Origin of the sequence: Ensifer sp. ENS11 (genome assembly GCF_014851895.1) — a bacterium.
Lineage (GTDB): Bacteria > Pseudomonadota > Alphaproteobacteria > Rhizobiales > Rhizobiaceae > Ensifer > Ensifer canadensis.
In genome coordinates, this window is sequence record NZ_JACVAN010000020.1 from 24,883 (window position 1) to 44,469 (window position 19,587).

Genomic DNA, 19,587 nt, shown 5'->3' on the forward strand with positions numbered 1-19,587 from the left:
CAAGGGAAGATCTCCTGCGTGGGTACAGACATACACGCCCGGAAATCGCTAGGATTTCAGGGCTATGCACTTGTATTTCCTGAACTTTGCTGCGGCGATCGCGGCTTGTCAATGAAAATTTTAGCCACACTAAAATTTCAGTTGATGGCGTTGGTTTAATGTCAGGCTGCAAGCTTCAGCAGGCGCGCGACGGCCTGCTGGTCGAAGCCGCCGATACCCTCGCGAATATCGGCTGCAATGGCATCGGCAACGGCATCCTCGTCGCGGCGGCGCAAGGCGTCGATCGCCTCGCGATGGCGGTCGACGACATAGAGTTCGCTCACATGCTCCATGGCGATGCCGAGGATCGGACCCAGTTGCAGCCAGACGCTTTCGATCAGCGGCATGACGATCTGGTCCGGATTGGCGGTGTAGATCGTCCGGTGGAAGGCCTGGTTGGCGATCAGCGCCGCCACCTGGTCGCCGCGTTGGATTTCGTCCTCGATGCTGTCGTCGATCGCTGAGATTCGTTCGATCTGCCGCTCCGAAAGATGGGCGACGGCTCGGCGCGCGGCATGGCTCTCGAGCGCGATGCGAAGCGATATCAGCTCTTCGAAACGGGCGGGCGTGATGCGCGGCACGACGATGCGGCGGTTTTCAAGGAATTGCAGAGCGCCGATGGAAGTGAGCTGCCGCAGGGCCTCGCGCACCGGCGTCGGGCTGCTCTCCAGCGCTTCGGCAAGCCCCCTGATCGTGACCGAAGTGCCGGGGCGGAAGCTGCCGACCATGATCGCCTGGCGAAGCCTGGCAAAGGCATAGTCATGCGTGGTCATGCCCTCTGGCCGGTCGAGAAGAGGCAGCGATGGGGTCTTCAAATCAGCAGGCTCCTTCTGCCACGCGGGAATGATCGCGGGCTGATAACATCCGTCGAGGTTGACTCCAACTTCTAAATTATGTCAACTTTCTGCAAATGTGATCACAAAATGAGATTTGCGATATGTCCCTCGACGCGGAAGACCCGAGCGCCTTCAAGGCCTGGCTGGAGCAGAACGGCCCTATCGAAAGCATCCAGGCCGTGGTCTGCGACCTGAACGGTATCATGCGCGGCAAGCGTGTACCCGTGGAGCAGGCCTCCAAGGTGCTGGGGGGCGGCATCCGCATGCCGCTGTCGATCGTCGGCGTCGACGTCTGGGGCGAAGACATCATCAACAGCGAGCAGGTGTTTGCTAGCGGCGATAGGGACGGTATCTGCGCCGTTACCGGGCGCGGCGCGTTGCCGGTCAACTGGACCTCGCGGCCAAGTGCTCTGGTGCCGCTGTGGCTGCTGCTCGAGGACGGCAAGCCGTTCCTCGCCGATCCGCGCCAGGCGCTGGCGGCGATCGTACGCGAGTATCAGGAGTTGGGGTTGCGCCCCGTGGTCGCGACCGAAATGGAATTCTATCTGATCGACCCTGAGCCCGACAGCGCCGTGCCTCCGATTTCGCCCTATACCGGCAAGCGGCTCGATTCCGATGCGATCCTGTCGATCGACGAACTCGACGATTTCGGCGAGTTCTTCTCCGACGTCTACAAGGAATGTGCCCGCCAGAACGTGCCGGCGGATGCGGCGATCGCCGAGAATGGCATCGGCCAGTTCGAGATCAACCTGCTGCACACCGACGATCCCTTGAAGGCGGCTGATGACGCGATCTTCTTCAAGCGCATCGTCAAGGGCGTCGCCCGCAAGCACGGGCTGGCGGCGACCTTCATGGCCAAGCCCTATGGCACCCGCTCGGGCAACGGCATGCACATCCATTTCAGCCTGCTCGACGCTGATGGCAACAATGTCTTCAACGACGGCAGCGACGAAGGGTCGGCGGTCCTCAAGAATGCCGTCGCGGGCCTTTTGCGCGGCATGCCGGAAACGACGCTTATGTTTGCGCCGCATTTCAATTCCTACCGTCGACTGCGGCCGGATACGCACGCGCCGACGGCCGTGTGCTGGGGCTATGAAAACCGGACATCGGCGATCCGCATCCCCGGCGGCAATCCGGCAGCGCGCCGCATCGAGCACCGGGTGGCCGGCGCTGACGCTAACCCCTATCTCGTCATCGCCGCGATCCTCGGCGCGGCTCTCGTCGGTATCCGCAACAAATGGAAACCCTCGGCGCCGGTGACGGGCCGGGCCTATACGGCGGAGAAACTGCCCAAAATTCCCGCCGATTGGGGGCAGGCGGTCGATGCCTTCGAGGCAGGGCCGATTGCCGCCGAGATCTTCGATCCGACGCTGCGCTCGATGCTGATCGCCTGCAAGAGGCAGGAGATCGCCGGCTTTGCCGAGCAGGTGACGGACTATGAATTCAGCGCTTACCTGGAAATCGTGTGATGTCGAGAAACCAAAAATCCTATGCCGGCGACGGCAGCTATCCCACGAGCTACTACGCCTCCTCCCGCAACATCATCCGCACGCCGGTTTCGCTCAAAGGGCGCGTCGAGACGGATGTCTGTGTCGTCGGCGCCGGCTATTCCGGTCTGTCGACGGCAATCCATCTCGCCGAGAAAGGCTACAAGGTCGTCGTCGTCGAGGGCGCGCAGGTCGGCTGGGGCGCATCGGGGCGCAATGGCGGCCAGGTCGTCAACGGTCTCAACGCCAGCCTTGCGACCATCCAGCGCCGCTACGGCGAGGACGCAGCCCGCTTCGTCGGCGGGCTGGTGCAGGAGGGCGGCAAGATCATCCGCCGGCTCGTCAGCCAGTATCAGATCGACTGCAATCTGAAGCCGGGCAACATCTATGCGGCCTACACCCCGGCGCACATGAAGGAACTGGAAGCCAAGCAGGCGCTCTGGCGCAAGTACGGCATGGACGATCATCAGCTTCTCGACCGCGACGCGCTCAGCAAGCTGGTGAATTCCGACGCCTATTGCGGCGGCATGCTGGATACGACGGGCGGCCACATGCATCCGCTCAATCTGGTGCTCGGCGAAGCGCGCGCCTTGGAAAGCCTTGGCGGCACGATCTACGAACAGTCACCGGTCACGCGGGTCGACCATGAGGCGGCAAGGCCGACGGTCTATACCGCCGGTGGCGAAGTCACGGCGCGGATCGTTGTTCTCTGCGGCAATGCCTATCTCGGCGATGCGGTGCCGAAGCTCGTCTCGCGCGTGATGCCTGTTTCCACCCAGATGATCACCACCGCGCCGCTCGGCGAGGAGCTCGCCCATTCGCTGATCCCCAGCGACATGTGCGTCGAGGACGTGCGATACATCCTCGATTATTTCAGACTGTCGGCGGACAAGCGCATGATCTTCGGCGGCGGTACGGTCTATGGCGGCACCGACCCGGCGGACGTCGTGGCCAAGCTCAAGCCCAATCTGGAAAAGGTCTTCCCGAAGCTGAAAGGCGTGAAGATCGACTATGCCTGGAGCGGCAACTTCGCGCTCTCGTTTACCCGCGTGCCGCAGATGGGCCGCATCGGTGCCAATATCTATTTCGCTCACGGCTATAGCGGCCATGGCGTGACGGGATCGCATCTTTTCGGGCGCACGCTTGCCGAGGCGATCGACGGTGACGCAACGCGCTTCGACATGTTCGAGAAACTGCCCTGGTACCCGTTCCCGGGCGGGCGAATGTTCCGTGCGCAGTATTCGACGATCGGCTCCTGGTGGTATTCGTTCAAGGATGTCGTTGGCTGGTAGGGCGGGAACGCACCACTCGGGCCACCTTTCCGCACGGCAATGCGACCCGTCTGAAAAGCCGGAAAACCCGGCGGTGCCGTGTTCCTGCGGCGCCGGACGGCTCGCGGAATGCGGTTGTCGCCTGCCGCGTTCGGGCATAAAATCGACCGGGCAGGAAGACGGGCAGGAATGCCGCCAAGTGCCGTCGTTCTGGGGCGACTAAGGGGTGCGCTACGGCGCCTCGCCGTGGTTCGTGTGCCCTCCATTCGTACCCGGATCGAAGCGGCCGGGTGTTTCTCTTTGCGTGAGTTCACAATTGGCGACGGTAGCGCCATTTCACCGTCGATCCCGGGAACAAAAGGGTTCGCGAAACATTCCTGCCGAACGAGGGAGGTTGGAGATGTTCGTGCGCTTTGGCTATGAGATCGGCATCCGCTGCCCCCAGCCGACACCGATGATGACTTATCTTTCCGTCGCCAGCGAAAAGCGCCCTGACATCCGGCGCGAACGTGGCCCCGTAACCTCGCCGATCGTCAAGATGGAGGAGATTGTCGACCCGCACCGCAATGCGTGCCTGCGCATGATCGCGCCGGAAGGGGACTTCAAGCTCAGCTATGATGCCGTCATCGAAGACGACGGCCGGCCTGACGTTTCCGATCCGCAGGCGCAGGCCGTGCCCGTCGAGAAGCTTCCACCGAACACGCTGCCCTATCTGGCCGCCAGCCGCTATTGCGAAACCGATCGGCTGGGCGCGCTTGCCTGGAGGCTTTTCGGGGAGGTGGCGCCCGGTTGGCCGCGGGTGCAGGCGATCTGCGACTATGTGCATGCGCGCCTGGTGTTCAGCTACGGCTACGCCCAGGCGATGCGCACGGCGCTCGAAGCCCACGAGGATCGCCTCGGCGTCAGCCGTGACTATGCGCACCTTGCCATCGCATTTTGCCGCTGCATGAACATGCCGGCGCGCTACGTCAACGGCTACATGGCCGACCTTGAAACCGAGAACAGAGTGGCGCCGATGGACTTCAATGCCTGGTTCGATGTCTTTCTCGGCGATCGCTGGTACACGTTCGACGCCAAGAACAATGCGCGCCGTGCGGGGCGCATTGCCGTTGCCCGGGGCCGCGACGCCGCTGACATTCCGCTGATCCAGACCTTTGGAAAACACCAGCTGACGGGGTTTACGGTTTGGACCTGCGTCGAAGCCGATGGCGGTCTCACCCGCTCTCATCGCGATGCCAATGTGTCGCTTTTGACGCCATGGTTCAGCGAAAGCTGGTCGCGACATGTGCAGGAACGCGACCGTGATCGCCACTGAAGGCGCCGCCTGGCGGACGATTTTTTACTTTTGGGGTGGAATCGAGAAATTAATATCTATAAACTCAATCGAGAATATCGGAGAACATGGCTATTAACGGCCAAGTTCCCGGCCTGAACGACGGAGAGACGCGATGAACGCTGCGAAGCCGACAATCCAGTCCCGATATGCGTCCTACGCTGCAGCCCCGCCGCGCCGCTCACCCATCACCCTGTTTCCGCACGCGATCGCCTTTGTCGCTGCCTTCTGCTTCGTTTCCGCCGTCGTCATCGGTGCCCTCTAAACGCGTTTCGGGACTGCTATCCGGCGCGCGACAGATGCTCGTGGACCGCCAGCCAGGTTCCGGCCCCATCCCGTTCAAACACGATCGTTTCTCTTTCCTGCGACGTCAGTGCTTCACCGCCGATCTCAAGTTCGGTTCGAACGCCATGCGTGAAGACGGCAACGTTGCCGATCATTTGCACATGCCGATCGCTGGACTGGCAGCCTCGGACGCGGAAGCTGTCGCGGGTCTCCCACAACGCCCATTCCGCCTCATATTCTGCCCGGCTGCGCAGGGGTCGATCGAGATTGTGGAAGATGAAGGTCGCATTCGGCGCGAAGGCTGAAAAGTAGGCGGCGGCATCATGGCGGGCAAAGGCTGCGACGAGCCGATCGGCGGCGGCAAGCACCGACTGTTCCAAGTCTTGCATCGATACGCTCTTTATTGTGAGAGTTGGCTTCATTGTCCGGGTTGGATCATGGCGCCGCGATCAGCGTTGCGAGCGGCCGGTTCTGTCTGCTGACACGCGCCTTGAGCTCATCGAGCGGCATCGCCTCGTGCTTCGCGAATTCGATGAACATTAGATTGAGATTGTTGAACAGCATCTCGCCGACGGCGCGAATGTCGGTTCCGGGGGCGACGAGGCCCTTCACCTGCAGCTTGTGGATGAGCGTCGACACCTGGTCGCAAAGCCGGCGGTCGAGCTCGGTATAGCGCTTGCTGAAGGGGCTCTCCGGCTGCTGGATCGAAATCGCCATCGCAGTGCGCCACATCTCCTTGCTGAGATAGACGAGCGAGTGATCGTAATATTGACCGATCAGGGCCTCCAGCGCGCCTTCGACGGAGGAGGGGGGATTGTCGACGATGGTGCGCCCGGCGGCGAGAACTTCCTCCACTTCCATCGACACCGTGGCGACCAGGATGTCGCCCTTGTTTTCATAGTAATTGTAGAAGGTGCCGACCGACACTTCGGCCCGTTCGGCGATGTCCTCGATGCGGGCGCTGTCGTAGCCGACCTCGCGAAACAACTGAGCGGCGGCGTCCAGGATACGTCTGTTCCGGTCGGCTTTCTGCCGTGCGCGCAACCCTGTCATGTGGATTTCCTTGAATTCTGAATGTCTTCAAATTTGAGATTGACTTAAAAAATGAATTCATTCAATCTTTTTTTGAAGACGCCGAAACGAGCGTCAAACAAGAGGGCAACAGCATGATGCAGTCAGTTCATGACGGCGCGCACCTGCGCCGATTTTTCTCCTCGGTCGCTGCAGGCGCGATCGTCGCCGCTTCGCTTGTCTCGGTTCCGGCACCGGCTTTCGCGACCGAAGAACTCAATGCGCTCGTCTGGTGCGACCACACGGATCCGGCCCTGGTCGAGCCGTTCGAAAAGGCCAACGACGTCAAGGTCAACCTGAAGGTCTATGAAGGCACCGGTGCCGCGCTCTCGATCCTCGACCAGTCCCGTCCGGGCGACTGGGACGTCCTCGTCATCGACGGCGTCGATGTTCACCGCGCCATCGATCTCGATCTGCTCGCCGAAATGCCGGCCGATGCCTTGCCGACATCAGACCTCTTCCCCGAAGTCCGGATGGAGGCCAACAACACCAAGGACGGCAAGACTTATGCCGTCACGGAAAAGTTCGGCTACAACACCATCTCCTACGACAAGTCCAAGGTCGATCCGAAGGACATGCAGGATCTCTCGGTGATCTGGTCGGACAAGTACAAGGGGCGCATCGCGCTCTACGACTACTACCTGCCGATGATCGGCCTCGTCGGTCTCGGGCTCGGCAAGAAGACCGCAGAGCTAACCGAGGCGGACATGCCGGCGATCAAGGAAAAGCTGGCGGCAATGCGTGCGGTTTCCAAGCAGGTCAGCGATGTCGTGTCCTCCCAGACGGCGCTGGCAACCGGCGAGGTCGATATCCTGGTCGGTGGCGGCGAGTGGATCACCGCGGTGCTGTCGGCCGACAAGCCCAATCTCGACTGGACGATCCCGGAGCAGGGGGCGGTGCGCTGGGCGCAGTCGATTGGCGTGATGAAGGATTCGACCAAGCAGGATCTGGCGCTGAAATTCGTGCAGTACATCGTCAGCCCCGAAGGCCAGGCACGGCTTGCGACATCCTCCTGCTACTGGGCGATGCCGGCAAACAGCAAGGCCGGCGAGCACCTGACAGACCAGCAGAAGGCGGCGCTGCGGTTCAACGAGCAGGCCGAATACCTGAAGAAGACGCAGCTCTATCCGATCCCGTCCACCGAACTGGATCAGCAGTTCCAGGATGCCTGGACGGAAATGCTGCAGCAGTAACGCCCCGAACGGCGTTCGCCAATCCTGCAGCCGATCGCCGCCCCACCGTCCGGTGGGACGGTGAACTGCGGCCACCATCCTTGTCTGGTGGGCGCTCAGATCTGGAGCTTTCATGACCGCGACAACTCTCGAAGATGCCGACCGCCGGAAAGCCTGGGGTTTTGCTGCGCCGGCACTTTTGTGGACGTTCGCCTTCTTCGTTGTGCCTTTCCTGTTCATGGCGGCGATGAGCCTCTGGAAGCGCGAGGGACGGGAGATCGTCCGCGTCTGGAATCTCGACAACTATCTGCGCTTCTTCTCCGAGAACGCGCTGTTGCAGGGCCTGGTCAATTCGCTCGAAATCACGGTTATCGTCACGGTCCTTTCGGTGCTGCTTGCCTACCCGCTCGCCTGGATCATTGCCGAGCGCGTGCCGAAACGGTTTCAGCGCATGGCGCTGATCCTGGCGATCCTGCCGTTCTGGACCTCCTATGTCGTCCGCTCTTACTCATGGTTGCTCGTGCTGTCGAAAAACGGCGTCATCAATCAGATACTGACGGGCGTCGGGCTGATCTCCGAGCCGCTCGCGATCGCCAGCACGCGCACGGCGACGGTGATCGGTTTCGTCCACTTCTTCGTCATGCTTTTGACGCTGACAATCTATTCGAACCTGATCCAGCTCTCGCCGAACTATCGCCGCGCGGCCGCCGACCTTGGCGCCAACGCCTTCCAGACCTTCTGGCATGTGGTGCTGCCGTTGACTTTGCCCGGCATCATGACCGGCGCATTTCTCACCTTCGTGCTCTGCATTGGCGACTATGTCACGCCGCAGATCCTCGGCGGCAACAACGAGCTGGTGCTGCCGCAGATCATCATGCTGCAGCTCGGCCGGCGCGCCGATTTCCCGATGGCAGCGGCGCTGTCGATCATCCTCATGCTGGCCGTCACCGTCGCCTATGTGCTGTGTGCCCGTTGGCTGAAGATCGAGAGGGCCTGATGCTGCGCAGAATTTTCATTGGCGGTGTGTCCTGGGCCTATCTCGCTCTCGTCTACGCCTTCATCTTCCTTCCGGTCGCGGTGCTCGTGCTGTTTTCCTTCCAGGACGGGCGCCTGCCGGTGCCGCCGTTCAACGGCTTTTCCACCCAATGGTACGAGGCTGTTTTCGTCGACCGCAAGCTGATGGCAGCACTCGGCAATTCGATGCTGGTCGCCATCTCCTCGTCCTTGGTCTCCTGCGTGCTCGGCTTTCTCGCCGCCTATTCGCTGGCGCGCTACAGGCTGCCGGGCTCGGCCTTGCAAAGGGGCCTGCTGATCGCGCCGATGACGGTCAGCTATCTGATCATCGCGCTCGGACTGCTGGCGCTTCTCAATGCGCTGCACATGCCGCTCTCGTTGTTGACGGTCGGCATCGGTCACGTGGTGATCAACCTGCCGCTCTGCTTTGCGATCATCTATGCCGCGATGGGTGACCACCAGATCAACATCGAGCGGGCGGCGCGCGATCTTGGCGCCAATGATTTCAAGGTCATGGCGCTGGTGACCGCGCCGATGCTGATGCCTTCGATCCTGGCTGCCTTCTTCCTGTCGGTGACCTTCAGCTGGGACGAGTTCATCATCGCCTTCCTGCTGTCGCGTTTCGACGTGACCCTGCCCGTCGAGATCTGGAGCATGCTGCGCTCTGGCCTCAATCCCAAGACCAATGCGATCGGCTCGCTGGTCTTTCTCGCCTCGGTGGCGCTGCTGCTGATCCTCGAGTTTTCCCTGTTCGGAAGGACGAAGAAACAATGACCGCTCCCGTCTCGATCGAAAACGTCAGCAAGACGTTCGGCCACTTCACGGCGCTGGACAGGGTCTCGGTCGACATCCGGGCAGGGGAGTTCATCGTGCTGCTTGGGCCCTCGGGCTGCGGCAAGACCACGCTTCTTTCCATTCTCGGCGGGTTCCTGTCGCCAAGCTCCGGGCGCGTCGTCATCGGCGATCGCGACATGACCTTCGTCACGCCGGCCAAACGCCCGACCACGACGATGTTTCAGGACTATGCGCTCTTCCCGCATATGCGGCTCGTCGACAATGTCGGCTTCGGGCTCCGGATGCGCGGTCTCGGCAAGGCCGAGCGGGACGAAAAGGCGCTCGGCTTCCTCGACCTCGTCGGTCTCAAGGCGTCCGCCGGCAAACGGCCGCACGAGCTTTCCGGCGGCCAGCGTCAGCGCGTTGCACTTGCCCGCGCGCTTGCCGTCGATCCCGAAGTGCTGCTGCTTGACGAACCCTTGGGCGCTCTGGACCTGAAGCTTCGCCGCCAGATGCAGGATGAGCTGAAGGCGATCCAGAAGCGGGTCGGCACCACCTTCGTGCATGTGACCCACGACCAGGAAGAGGCGATGGCGATCGCCGACCGGATCGTCGTCATGAACCAGGGGCGAATCGAGGATTTCGGTCCGCCATCGCAGATCTATATGCGGCCACGATCGCTGTTTTCGGCGGGCTTCATGGGCGAGGTCAATTTTGTTCCCGGCCGGATCAAGGCCGCCGACGCTTCGTCGGCCGAGGTTGAAACCTCGCTCGGCAACTTGGCGCTTCCCGCCGCCAATTTTACTGCGAGAGCGCCCAGGGCCGGCGACGCGATCACGCTCACCATTCGGCCGGAGCATTTTCGCGGGAACGACAAATCGGACGGTCCGATGTTCGCGCTCGGCGATGCGCGGGTCGCCGGCAGCGCCTTCTTCGGTACGCACTACCGTTGCCACCTCAAGCCTTGCGCAACCGACGGCGATGCGTTGGTGGCGCATCTGCCGCAATCCTCCGACGTGCGCGACGGCGAGATCGTCCCCCTTGCGGTGCGGGCTGCCGACGTCGTAGCCTTGCCGGCGGCAAGCGGAACCCTGTAGCAAGATGCGGCGAATTGCTCCGAAAGACTGGTATGCGGCGAAGCGTCTCGACGACGATGTCACCTACATCTGCGAACCCTTTATCCAGGAGTTCTACCGCTGCAACATGTGGCACGTGCGCGGGCGCGACCGTGACATGCTTGTTGATAGCGGCATGGGCGTGGTGTCGTTGCGCGCGTGGGTGCCGCTGGTCACCGAGCGCAAACTGACCGCCGTTGCCAGCCATACGCATTTCGACCATATCGGCTGCCATCACGAATTCGATTGCCGCGCCGTGCATGCGGCCGAAGCTGAGCTGCTGGCGCATCCGACGCGCATCAACACGCTTGCCGACCCCTATGTCGCCGACGAGATTTTCGACGCGCTGCCGCCCGAGCCCTATGCCTCGACCACCTACGCGGTGAAGGCTGCGCCTGCGACGATTGTTCTTGCCGATGGCGATCATATCGATCTTGGCGATCGCGTCTTCGAGGTGATCCACACGCCCGGGCATTCGCCCGGTGGCATCGCACTCTGGGAGGAGAAGAGCGGCGTGCTCTTTTCCGGCGACATCCTCTACGACGGGCCGCTGATCGAAGATACCTACCACGCCAATGCCGACGACTATCTGGCGTCGATGGAACGGTTGCTGCGCATTCCGGCGCGTATCGTCCACGGCGGACATTTTCCGAGCTTTTCAGGCGAGCGCTACCGCGCGCTCATCAAGGACTGGCTCGCGGAGAAAGAAAACACAATCTGACGGGAAGGAGGAGCGTATGCTCGACAAAAGGAAGTTTTATATCGACGGCCAATGGGTCGATCCGATCACGCCTAACGATCTGGAGGTGCTGAACCCGGCGACCGAGAAGCCGATCGCGGTGATTTCGATGGGTTCGGCCGCCGATATCGATCGCGCCGTTGCCGCTGCGAAGAAGGCCTTCGCCACCTATAGCCGTACAAGCGTCGACGAGCGGCTGGCGCTGCTCGAAAAGCTGTTGTCGATCTACAAGCGCCGCTATGACGAGATGGTGGCCACCATCACCATGGAGCTCGGCGCTCCGACGACAATGACGCGCGAGCAGCAGGCGGATGTCGGCGTCGGCCATCTGCAGGGGTTCATCGATGCGCTGAAGCGGCTGAAGACGCGCGATACGCTGGCGAACGGCGACGTGATCCTGCGCGAGCCGATCGGCATCTGCGGCCTGATCACGCCCTGGAACTGGCCGATCAACCAGATCGCGCTCAAGGTCGTTCCCGCACTTGCGACCGGCTCGACCTGCGTGCTGAAGCCGAGCGAATTCACGCCGCTCAACGCCATGCTCTATGCCGAAATGATCGATGAGGCCGGTTTTCCAGCGGGCGTCTTCAACCTCGTCAATGGCGATGGCATCAATGCCGGTGCCGCACTGTCGAAGCATCGGGACATCGACATGATGTCGTTTACCGGTTCGACCCGCGCCGGCATCGCCGTCAGCAAGGATGCGGCCGAAACGGTCAAGCGCGTGACGCTCGAACTCGGCGGCAAGTCACCGAACATCGTCTTTGCCGATGCCGATCTCGAAGACCGAGTGAGCGGAAGCGTGCTCGAATGCTTCAACAATTCCGGCCAGTCCTGCGATGCGCCGACGCGCATGCTGGTCGAGCGTAGCGTCTACGACAAGGTCGTCGAGATCGCCGGCCGCGTCGGTCGTGGAGCCGAGGTCGGCGATCCGACCAAGGAAGGCGGCCACATCGGCCCGTTGGTGAGCGACGTCCAGTTCGGCCGCGTGCAGGCGCTGATCGAAGCGGGTATCGCCGAGGGCGCGCGTCTTGTCGTCGGCGGTGCCGGCAAGCCCGAGGGCTTCGAGACCGGCTACTTCGTCAAGCCGACCATCTTTGCCGACGTCAACAACACCATGCGCATTGCTCGCGAGGAGGTGTTCGGGCCGGTGCTGGCGATCATCCCCTTCGATACCGAGGAGGAAGCGATCGCGATCGCCAACGACACCAATTACGGGCTGGCCGCCTATGTGCAGACCGGCGATCCCAAGCGGGCGGAGCGGGTGGCGTCACGCCTGCGCGCCGGCATGGTCCACATCAACGGCGGCCCCCATCGTTATGGCAGCCCCTTCGGCGGCTACAAGCAGTCCGGCAATGGACGCGAAGGCGGCATGTTCGGGCTCGAGGATTTCCTTGAGGTCAAGACCGTGCATATTCCGGACGCGGCCTGACGACACCAAGCATTGCGCCGACGAGGCGCGATAGAACCATTGGACGGTCGCCGTGTTTGCGCATGGCGGCCGTCTTTGTTGCTGCGGGCGATTTATTGCGACTGTTGCCGATGCCGCACTTCTGCTAGCTGCCTTCTCAGGGGCGCCATGATCGCCCGCCAGCAGAGAGCCGGACATTGACGTGACCTCAGCACCCGCCGCCGCCTCTTCTCATAATCGCCTTGCCATGGCTGCCCTGCTGATCGGCGGGGCTGCGATCGGCGGCTCGCCGATCTTCGTGCGCCTGTCCGAGGTCGGACCGATGGCGACGGCCTTCTGGCGCGTGGCGCTGGCGCTGATCCCGCTTCTCGCCTGGTCCTGGTTTCGTGGGGCGCCGGCGTCCGACCGGCGGCCCGAGCGGCTGTCGGAGTATGCGCTGCTGGTGCTGCCGGGTGTCTTCCTCGCAATCGACCTTGCCGCCTGGCACTATGCGCTGACCAAGACGTCGGTCGCCAATGCCACCCTGCTGGCCAACCTTGCCCCCGTTTTCGTGACGCTTGCGAGCTGGCTGCTTTTTCGCGCCCGCATCAGCACCGTGTTTGCCATCGGACTTGCGACGGCGGTCGCCGGCGTGATCATCCTCAAGGGCGGCCCGATGGCGCTTGCCGACGGCAATCTGCTGGGCGACGGCGTCGCCGTCATCGCTGCGATGTTCTATGCCGGTTACATCCTGGCAATCGGGCGGCTGCGCAGCCTGTTCAGCACCATCCGGATCATGGTTTGGAGCACGGCATCCGCCGCCATCTGCATGCTGCCGATCGTGCTTCTGTCCGAGCCCACGCTATTGCCGCCGACGCTCTTCGGCTGGTCGATGCTGTTCGGCCTCGCCTTCGTCAGCCATGCGGGCGGGCAGGTGGCGATCACCTATGCGCTCGCCTATCTGCCGCCGGCGTTTTCGTCGCTGACGCTTTTGCTGCAGCCGGTGGTCGCGGCGATCCTCGCCTGGATACTGCTCTCCGAGCCGGTCGGGCTGATGCAGGCAATCGGCGGGGCGATCGTGCTTGTCGGCATCCTGATCGCCCGCCGCGGTTAGAGCATTTCCAGGAAAGGTGCGAACGCGGTCTTCCGTCAGGAAATGTGTAAAAACATGGAGCAAGAGCGTTTCCGCGGCTGCGTCGAAACCGGATACGCTCTTGCCCTGTTACAGGCCGGGAAGGTTGAAGCCGGCGAGCCGCTCTTCCAGTTGGCGGATCGTGCCCGCGTCGGCATTGGCAAAGGCAAAGCGCAGGTAGTTTTCCTGGCCTTCGCCGAAGTAGTCGCCCGGCAGGCAGATGACACCGGCGAGTTTCGCCAGCTTCTCGGCCACGAACTGCGAATCGATGTCCGCGAAGGGATGCCGGATATAGGCGAAGTAGGCGCCGATCGCCTGCAGCTTCCATTGCGGCAGCCGGCCCATGACATCGCGCAGCGCGTCTGTACGCGCAGCGATCTCGGCGCGATTGCCGAGACGCCAATCGGCAAGTGCTGGAATAGCCTTGGCGACCGCGGCCTGCGCCGAACGGGGCGCGCAGATCTGCAGGTTGTCCATGATCTTGGTGACCTGCTCGACCAGCGCCGGCCCGGCGGTGATTGCGCCGAGGCGATGGCCCGGAATGCAGAAGGATTTGGAGAAGCTGTAGAGGCCGATGAAGCTGTCCTGCCATCCCTCCGTCTGCAGCAGGCCGTGCGGTGCAGCGCCGGCATCGGGCAGGAAGTCGCGATAGGTTTCGTCGAGGATCAGCCAGGTGCCGTTGGCGCGGCAAACTTCGTAGATGCGCGACAGAAGCTCGGGCGGATAGATCGCGCCGGTCGGATTGTTCGGCGATACCAGCGCGAGCGCCCGGATACCCGGCCGCAGCGCAGCAGTGATTGCGTCGATCTCCGGCAGGAAGCCGGCGCCGGCGTCGCAGGGCACCAGCTCGACATTGATGCCGAGCATGGCGAGCGTCGTTTCCTGGTTGAAGTAATAGGGGTTGGTCATCAGGATCGTATCACCGGCTGAGGCGATCGCCATCGCGGTGCAGATGAATGCCTGGTTGCAACCAGAGGTGATGTGGATGTTGTCGGCCGTGATCGCGGCGCGATAAAGGCCTGCCACATGCGCGGCATAGGCCTCGCGCAGCGCCGCTTCACCCTCGATCGCGCCATAGCCGGTATAGGCAGTCGACGCCGCGGCTTCGCCCAGCCATGCCAGCATGTCCGGGTGCGCCGGATAGCCGGGCACCGCCTGCGAGAGGTCGATCAGCGGCCCGCGGGAGCCATCATAGCTTTTCGCCCAGGCGAGCACCGACGGCACGGGCGGCGACGAGAGCTTTTCGACGAGCGGATTGAAATGCGGCATGGCAGGTGTTCCTATGGCTCAGGCTTTGTTCTTGCGTTTCTGTGGGCGTTCCGTGCGCCGGCCGCGGGCCGGAGCTGAAACCGGCTGAAAACCGTCCTTCACCGATTTACGGTCTGTCGGCTCGGATTTCGAGGCTCGGCTGCGAATAATCGTGCGCGCGGAGGTCTGCAGTTCCGGCATCGGGTCGTTTTCCAGCGCCGAGAACATCCAGTCGATGAAGATACGCACGATCGGGGCGGCCAGCACTTCATTGCGGCAGGCGACGTAAAAGGCGTCGTTGGCCGGAACCGTCAGGTCGAAGGGAGCGATCAACTCGCCGCGCGCGATCAGGCTGCCGGCGGTGATGGTGTCGCCAAGCGCGACACCCTGATTGTGCAGCGCCGCTTCGGTCGAAAGCCGCGCATCGCTCATGAAATGTTGGCGACCGCGCTGCAGGTCGCTGGCATCGGCCGCTGCCAGCCACGTGTTCCATTCGCGCCCGTCGTCGCCATGCAGCATCACATGGTCGCGCAGGTCGCGCACGGAGCGCAACGGCCGCATATTCAGCAATGTCGGGCTGACGACCGGGAACAGTTCCAGCCGGCTCCAGAGCTTCGACCAGCAGCCCGGCCAGTTGCCGTCGCCATAGATCAGGCAGACGTCGACATCGGACGCATCGAGATAGGCGGCATCATTGGAGGCGATCAGCGTCAGCCGCACATCGGGAAACTGCTCGGTGAAGAGGTGCAGGCGCGGGATCAGCCAGAAGGAGAGCAGGGCGGGGACGCAGGTGATGCGCAACTCGCCGCTGGTGGTCGGGCGCGTCATGGCGGCTGTTGCGGCGGCGATTTCGGCAAAGGCGTGGGTAACCGCCGGAAGTAGCAGCGCGCCCTGCGGCGTCAGCTTCAGCCGCTTTCCGCCGCGCACGAATAGCGTGGCGTTGATCGAGAGTTCGAGCGCGCGGATCTGGTGGCTGATGGCGCCGTGCGTCACGTTCAGTTCGCGCGCGGCAGCCGACACGGAGCCACGGCGCGCCGTCGCCTCGAAGGCGCGCAAGGGGTTCAGGGGCGGCAGGCGGCTGGACAAAAAGCTTGGTTCCGGCGGGCTGTTGTCATGTGAATTTTTCTCACACGAAACGCTATAACAATGTCAATTGATTTTCCAGAGGATTTGTCACCTAATGGAACTCAACAGGGCAAAAAGCCTGGGGAACTTGATTGAGCCGGAGAGAACCGGCCCCATCCGCAGATGCTGATCTGTGGCGCCTTTGTGCGCATTCCCCGGCTGACATGACGGAGGTTTGAGCGGATGGCCTGGGACGAAAAGAAGCTTGGCGAACTCAAGGCGAAATACGGTGAAAGCCATGGCGGCGAGCTGTTCGACCCGACCTTCCGCCGCGTCGCCGACAAGATCTTCACCAAGAGCGGCACGCGCCTTGCGCCCTATTCCGGCATCCCGACCTTCCTGACGGCGCCGCACATGGCTGTTGATGCGGACGAGCCCGATTTCGGCAATCTGCAGGTCGCGATCGTCGGCATCCCCATGGATCTTGGCGTCACCAACCGTCCTGGTTCGCGCTTCGGACCGCGGGCGCTGCGTTCGATCGAGCGCATCGGCCCTTACAACCATGTGCTCGGTTGCGCGCCGGTTCACGAACTGCGTGTCGCCGACATCGGCGACGTGCCGTTCCAGAGCCGCTACCGGCTGGAGCTTAGCCACGACGATATCGAAAAGCGCATCAACCAGATCGTCGATGCCGGCGTCATTCCGCTGTCTGTTGGCGGCGACCATTCGATCACCCATCCGATCCTGAAAGCCGTCGGCAAGAAGAAGCCGGTCGGCATGATCCACATCGATGCCCATTGCGACACCGGCGGCGCCTACGACCTCACCAAGTTCCACCATGGCGGCCCGTTCCGCAACGCGGTGCTCGACGGTGTGCTCGATCCGACCCGTGTCGTGCAGATCGGCATCCGCGGCTCGGCCGAATATCTCTGGGAGTTCTCCTACGAGTCCGGCATGACCGTCATCCATGCGGAGGAAGTCACCGGTCTCGGCATTCCCGCGATCATCGAGAAGGCCAAGAAGATCGTTGGCGACGGCCCGACCTATCTCTCCTTCGACATCGACAGCGTTGATCCGAGCTTTGCACCGGGCACCGGCACGCCTGAAATCGGTGGTCTCACCACCCGCGAAGTGCTGGAACTGATCCGCGGCCTCAAGGGCATCAACCTTGTCGGCGGCGACGTCGTCGAGGTCGCGCCGCAATATGACGCGACGACCAACACGGCGCATGCCGGCGCCCAGGTTCTGTTCGAGATCCTCAGCCTCATGGTGTTCAGCCCGGCCGTTACCGGCAAGTCCGCCTGACGCCTGAAAGAAAGATTGTCGGCTGCCGGACTGGAAGCGGCGGCCGACCAGCAAATGCCACAACCAACAATGCTTCCGGACAGGGGAACGACAATGACACTTCACAAGACGATGAAAGCAGCATTCGCCGCCGCTCTGATGCTGGGCGCGGCAACCGGTATCGCACGTGCCGACGCGCTCGCCGACATCAAGTCGGCCGGCCAGATCAATGTCGGCATCTTCTCGGACTTCCCGCCCTTCTCCTCGGCCAGTGCCGACATGAGCATCAAGGGTTATGACGTCGATGTCGCCCAGCAGATCGCCGACGGCCTCGGCGTCAAGCTCAACCTGGTCAGCGTCACCGGCCAGAACCGCATTCCCTATCTCAACGACAAGCGCGTCGACATCCTGATGAGCGTCGGCTTCTCCAAGGAACGTGCCGAGGTGATCGACTTCGCCGCGGCCTACGCACCTTACTACATCGCGGTCATCGGTCCGGCTGAGCTCAAGGTTGCCGGCAAGGACGACCTTGCGGACAAGACGATCGCCGTCAACCGCGGCACGCTGGAAGATACGTCGCTGACCGAGGCAGCGCCGTCGACCGCCGCGATCCAGCGCTTCGACAACTACAATGCCGTGATCCAGGCGTTCATCTCCGGCCAGACCCAGCTGATGGTCGTCGGCAACGACGTCGGTGCGCAGGTGCTGGCCCGCCAGGAGGCGCTGAAGCCGGAACAGAAGTTCCAGCTCCTGACCTCGCCGTCGCATATCGGCCTCAACAAGAACGAGGAAGCCCTGAAGACGGCCGTCAACGACGCGGTTGCCAAGATGCTTGCCGATGGCAAGCTGAATGCCAGCTCCGAGGCCTGGCTGAAGACGCCGCTCAACCCCGAAAACCTGAAAGACTAATCAGCACTTGACGCCCACGGGGACATGCGTCTCCGTGGGTGCCTTTCGGGGAAAGGTTGCGACGATGGGTTACAGCCTCGATTTCGGGTGGCTTCGGGATGCCGCGGGCGCGATCGCCCATGGCGCTGCGATGACGCTCTTTCTGATCGCCTGCACCATGGTGCTCGGCATTCTGATCAGCATTGTCTTTGCAGCCGCCCGCCGCAGCCGTTACGGCGTGCTGCGCAAGGCGGTTGCCGTCTATGTCGAAGTGATCCGCAACACGCCGTTCCTGGTGCAGTTGTTCTTCATCTACTTCGGTCTGCCGAGCCTCGGCATCCGGCTCGATCCGATCGTCGCGGCGATCCTGGCGATGACGCTCAACATGGCGGCCTACACCACGGAGATCGTCGGTGCCGGCCTTGACGCCGTGCCGAAGGGCCAGGGCGAGGCAGCCTTTGCACTCGGGCTGAGGCCACGGCAGGTGTTCGTCAAGATCATTCTGCCGCAGGCTCTGAAGGTCATCTTTCCGGCGCTGATCAGCCAGGTGATCATCATGATGCTGGAATCGGCGGTCGTGTCGCAGATCGCCGTGCGGGAACTCGCCCATGAGGCGGACCTGCTGCAGGCGCGGACCTTCCGATCCTTCGAAACCTATTTTGTCGTCACGCTGATCTATCTCGCGTTGTCGATGATGATCCGCCGTCTGTTCGTGGCGGGCGGCCGGCGCATGCTTGGGGCGGGCGTGTCATGATCGAGTTCACCTTCTGGGACATCCTGCGCAATCTGGTATTTGCGACCCGCTGGACGCTGCTTCTATCGCTTGTCGCCTTTGCCGGTGGGGCTGCCGTCGGCCTGATGATCCTGTTTGCGCGCATATCGAAACAGAAGTGGCTGCGTCGGTTCGGCTCGGGCTACATCGCGCTGTTTCAGGGCACGCCGTTGTTGATGCAACTGTTCCTGATGTTCTTCGGTCTGCCGATGCTTGGCTTTCGCATCGAGCCATGGACCGCGGCAGCATTGGGGTTGACCTTCTATGCCAGCGCCTATCTTGCCGAGATCTGGCGCGGCGGCGTCGAAGCCCTGCCGGCCGGCCAGTGGGATGCCGGCGCCAGCCTCGGGCTGCATCGCCTGCAGGAACTGCGCCTGGTGATCCTGCCGCAGGCGTTCGCGATCACCCGGCCGCCGGCTGTCGGCTTCCTCGTCCAGCTCATCAAGAGCACGGCGCTGACGTCGATCATCGGCTTCGAGGAGCTTCTCAGAACCGCCAATGCGATCAATAATGCAACCTTCGAACCTTTCACGGTCTATGGGCTGGTCGCGGTGATCTTCTTCGTGCTGTGTTATCCGCTGACACAATATGCACGCATGCTGGAACGCAAAATGCCCGCGCACTGAGACCGAAAATGTGCAAGAAATCAAAGAGAACAGGGAACAAGGCGGA

20 protein-coding genes are annotated in these 19,587 nt (G+C 62.5%); 15 read left to right on the forward strand and 5 right to left on the reverse strand.

Translation table 11 applies throughout. The features are described from left to right. Positions 1-161: 161 nt before the first annotated feature. Complete coding sequence (locus IB264_RS27155) at positions 162-854, reverse strand: GntR family transcriptional regulator (protein ID WP_025428185.1); 693 nt, start codon at positions 852-854, stop codon at positions 162-164. A 122-nt stretch (positions 855-976) separates the two neighbouring features. Here IB264_RS27155 and IB264_RS27160 point away from each other — a divergent pair, with 122 nt between their 5' ends. The 4 genes from IB264_RS27160 (at position 977) to IB264_RS27175 (ending at position 5,231) form a co-directional block, all read left to right on the forward strand. Then, positions 977-2,344 (forward strand): glutamine synthetase family protein, encoded by a 1,368-nt coding sequence (locus IB264_RS27160; RefSeq protein ID WP_025428184.1) that lies wholly within the window; start codon positions 977-979, stop codon positions 2,342-2,344. Further along, positions 2,341-3,654, forward strand: coding sequence for an FAD-binding oxidoreductase (locus IB264_RS27165; RefSeq protein WP_025428183.1), 1,314 nt, complete (start codon positions 2,341-2,343; stop codon positions 3,652-3,654). The genes IB264_RS27160 and IB264_RS27165 overlap by 4 nt, the downstream gene beginning before the upstream one ends. 379 nt (positions 3,655-4,033) lie before the next feature. Beyond that, entirely contained in the window at positions 4,034-4,948 is a 915-nt protein-coding gene (locus IB264_RS27170) for a transglutaminase family protein (RefSeq protein ID WP_025428182.1), read from the forward strand. Positions 4,949-5,081: 133 nt separating this feature from the next. Then, positions 5,082-5,231 (forward strand): hypothetical protein, encoded by a 150-nt coding sequence (locus tag IB264_RS27175; protein WP_025428181.1) that lies wholly within the window; start codon positions 5,082-5,084, stop codon positions 5,229-5,231. Positions 5,232-5,247: 16 nt separating this feature from the next. Here the strand turns inward: IB264_RS27175 and IB264_RS27180 are convergent, their stop codons facing one another. Then, complete coding sequence (locus IB264_RS27180; protein ID WP_025428180.1) at positions 5,248-5,640, reverse strand: nuclear transport factor 2 family protein; 393 nt, start codon at positions 5,638-5,640, stop codon at positions 5,248-5,250. Between the two features lie 46 nt (positions 5,641-5,686). Next, positions 5,687-6,304 carry a TetR/AcrR family transcriptional regulator gene (locus IB264_RS27185; RefSeq protein ID WP_025428179.1) on the reverse strand — a complete coding sequence of 206 codons (618 nt, stop codon included), beginning with the start codon at positions 6,302-6,304 and terminating at the stop codon, positions 5,687-5,689. Between the two features lie 116 nt (positions 6,305-6,420). On the opposite strand from IB264_RS27185, the gene IB264_RS27190 reads away from it, so the two are divergent. The 7 genes from IB264_RS27190 (at position 6,421) to IB264_RS27220 (ending at position 13,640) form a co-directional block, all read left to right on the forward strand. Then, the gene (locus IB264_RS27190) at positions 6,421-7,515 is read left to right on the forward strand and encodes a PotD/PotF family extracellular solute-binding protein (protein ID WP_025428178.1); all 1,095 of its coding nucleotides are present in this window, start codon (positions 6,421-6,423) and stop codon (positions 7,513-7,515) included. A 112-nt stretch (positions 7,516-7,627) separates the two neighbouring features. After that, positions 7,628-8,491 (forward strand): ABC transporter permease, encoded by an 864-nt coding sequence (locus IB264_RS27195; protein WP_025428177.1) that lies wholly within the window; start codon positions 7,628-7,630, stop codon positions 8,489-8,491. Beyond that, positions 8,491-9,282 carry an ABC transporter permease gene (locus IB264_RS27200; protein ID WP_025428176.1) on the forward strand — a complete coding sequence of 264 codons (792 nt, stop codon included), beginning with the start codon at positions 8,491-8,493 and terminating at the stop codon, positions 9,280-9,282. The genes IB264_RS27195 and IB264_RS27200 overlap by 1 nt, the downstream gene beginning before the upstream one ends. Further along, positions 9,279-10,379: an ABC transporter ATP-binding protein gene (locus tag IB264_RS27205; protein WP_192434417.1), complete on the forward strand. Its 1,101-nt coding sequence runs from the start codon at positions 9,279-9,281 to the stop codon at positions 10,377-10,379. Before IB264_RS27200 ends, IB264_RS27205 begins: the two co-directional genes overlap by 4 nt. A gap of 4 nt (positions 10,380-10,383) precedes the next feature. Continuing rightward, the gene (locus tag IB264_RS27210; RefSeq protein ID WP_025428174.1) at positions 10,384-11,118 is read left to right on the forward strand and encodes an MBL fold metallo-hydrolase; all 735 of its coding nucleotides are present in this window, start codon (positions 10,384-10,386) and stop codon (positions 11,116-11,118) included. Positions 11,119-11,134: 16 nt separating this feature from the next. Further along, a complete protein-coding gene (locus tag IB264_RS27215) occupies positions 11,135-12,568 on the forward strand; it encodes an aldehyde dehydrogenase family protein (RefSeq protein WP_025428173.1) in 1,434 nt (477 codons plus the stop codon). A 226-nt stretch (positions 12,569-12,794) separates the two neighbouring features. After that, the gene (locus IB264_RS27220; RefSeq protein ID WP_025428172.1) at positions 12,795-13,640 is read left to right on the forward strand and encodes a DMT family transporter; all 846 of its coding nucleotides are present in this window, start codon (positions 12,795-12,797) and stop codon (positions 13,638-13,640) included. A gap of 108 nt (positions 13,641-13,748) precedes the next feature. On the opposite strand, the gene IB264_RS27225 is transcribed toward IB264_RS27220, so the two are convergent. Both IB264_RS27225 and IB264_RS27230 read right to left on the reverse strand, forming a co-directional pair. Continuing rightward, a complete protein-coding gene (locus tag IB264_RS27225) occupies positions 13,749-14,927 on the reverse strand; it encodes an aminotransferase (RefSeq protein ID WP_025428171.1) in 1,179 nt (392 codons plus the stop codon). An 18-nt stretch (positions 14,928-14,945) separates the two neighbouring features. After that, on the reverse strand, positions 14,946-15,992 hold the full coding sequence (locus IB264_RS27230) for a LysR substrate-binding domain-containing protein (RefSeq protein WP_025428170.1): 1,047 nt from the start codon (positions 15,990-15,992) through the stop codon (positions 14,946-14,948). Between the two features lie 222 nt (positions 15,993-16,214). Between IB264_RS27230 and speB the strand changes: the two genes are divergently transcribed. The 4 genes from speB to IB264_RS27250 all read left to right on the forward strand — a co-directional run bounded on the left by speB (position 16,215) and on the right by IB264_RS27250 (position 19,541). Continuing rightward, positions 16,215-17,276 carry an agmatinase gene (gene speB, locus IB264_RS27235; protein WP_025428169.1) on the forward strand — a complete coding sequence of 354 codons (1,062 nt, stop codon included), beginning with the start codon at positions 16,215-16,217 and terminating at the stop codon, positions 17,274-17,276. A 93-nt stretch (positions 17,277-17,369) separates the two neighbouring features. Beyond that, positions 17,370-18,164 (forward strand): transporter substrate-binding domain-containing protein, encoded by a 795-nt coding sequence (locus tag IB264_RS27240; protein ID WP_025428168.1) that lies wholly within the window; start codon positions 17,370-17,372, stop codon positions 18,162-18,164. A 64-nt stretch (positions 18,165-18,228) separates the two neighbouring features. Next, the gene (locus IB264_RS27245) at positions 18,229-18,897 is read left to right on the forward strand and encodes an amino acid ABC transporter permease (protein WP_025428167.1); all 669 of its coding nucleotides are present in this window, start codon (positions 18,229-18,231) and stop codon (positions 18,895-18,897) included. Continuing rightward, complete coding sequence (locus tag IB264_RS27250) at positions 18,894-19,541, forward strand: amino acid ABC transporter permease (protein ID WP_025428166.1); 648 nt, start codon at positions 18,894-18,896, stop codon at positions 19,539-19,541. Before IB264_RS27245 ends, IB264_RS27250 begins: the two co-directional genes overlap by 4 nt. The last annotated feature ends 46 nt before the right edge of the window (positions 19,542-19,587 follow it).

Bases quoted from the DNA above. Each gene is read 5' to 3' on its own strand.
- IB264_RS27190 (WP_025428178.1), top strand. From the start codon at position 6,421: ATGCAGTCAGTTCATGACGGCGCGCACCTGCGCCGATTTTTCTCCTCG.
- IB264_RS27250 (WP_025428166.1), top strand. From the start codon at position 18,894: ATGATCGAGTTCACCTTCTGGGACATCCTGCGCAATCTGGTATTTGCG.
- IB264_RS27200 (WP_025428176.1), top strand. From the start codon at position 8,491: ATGCTGCGCAGAATTTTCATTGGCGGTGTGTCCTGGGCCTATCTCGCT.
- IB264_RS27210 (WP_025428174.1), top strand. From the start codon at position 10,384: ATGCGGCGAATTGCTCCGAAAGACTGGTATGCGGCGAAGCGTCTCGAC.
- IB264_RS27225 (WP_025428171.1), bottom strand. From the start codon at position 14,927: ATGCCGCATTTCAATCCGCTCGTCGAAAAGCTCTCGTCGCCGCCCGTG.
- IB264_RS27215 (WP_025428173.1), top strand. From the start codon at position 11,135: ATGCTCGACAAAAGGAAGTTTTATATCGACGGCCAATGGGTCGATCCG.
- IB264_RS27175 (WP_025428181.1), top strand. From the start codon at position 5,082: ATGAACGCTGCGAAGCCGACAATCCAGTCCCGATATGCGTCCTACGCT.
- IB264_RS27185 (WP_025428179.1), bottom strand. From the start codon at position 6,304: ATGACAGGGTTGCGCGCACGGCAGAAAGCCGACCGGAACAGACGTATC.
- IB264_RS27170 (WP_025428182.1), top strand. From the start codon at position 4,034: ATGTTCGTGCGCTTTGGCTATGAGATCGGCATCCGCTGCCCCCAGCCG.
- IB264_RS27160 (WP_025428184.1), top strand. From the start codon at position 977: ATGTCCCTCGACGCGGAAGACCCGAGCGCCTTCAAGGCCTGGCTGGAG.
- IB264_RS27195 (WP_025428177.1), top strand. From the start codon at position 7,628: ATGACCGCGACAACTCTCGAAGATGCCGACCGCCGGAAAGCCTGGGGT.
- IB264_RS27220 (WP_025428172.1), top strand. From the start codon at position 12,795: ATGGCTGCCCTGCTGATCGGCGGGGCTGCGATCGGCGGCTCGCCGATC.
- IB264_RS27205 (WP_192434417.1), top strand. From the start codon at position 9,279: ATGACCGCTCCCGTCTCGATCGAAAACGTCAGCAAGACGTTCGGCCAC.
- IB264_RS27245 (WP_025428167.1), top strand. From the start codon at position 18,229: ATGGGTTACAGCCTCGATTTCGGGTGGCTTCGGGATGCCGCGGGCGCG.
- IB264_RS27180 (WP_025428180.1), bottom strand. From the start codon at position 5,640: ATGCAAGACTTGGAACAGTCGGTGCTTGCCGCCGCCGATCGGCTCGTC.
- speB (WP_025428169.1), top strand. From the start codon at position 16,215: ATGGCCTGGGACGAAAAGAAGCTTGGCGAACTCAAGGCGAAATACGGT.
- IB264_RS27240 (WP_025428168.1), top strand. From the start codon at position 17,370: ATGACACTTCACAAGACGATGAAAGCAGCATTCGCCGCCGCTCTGATG.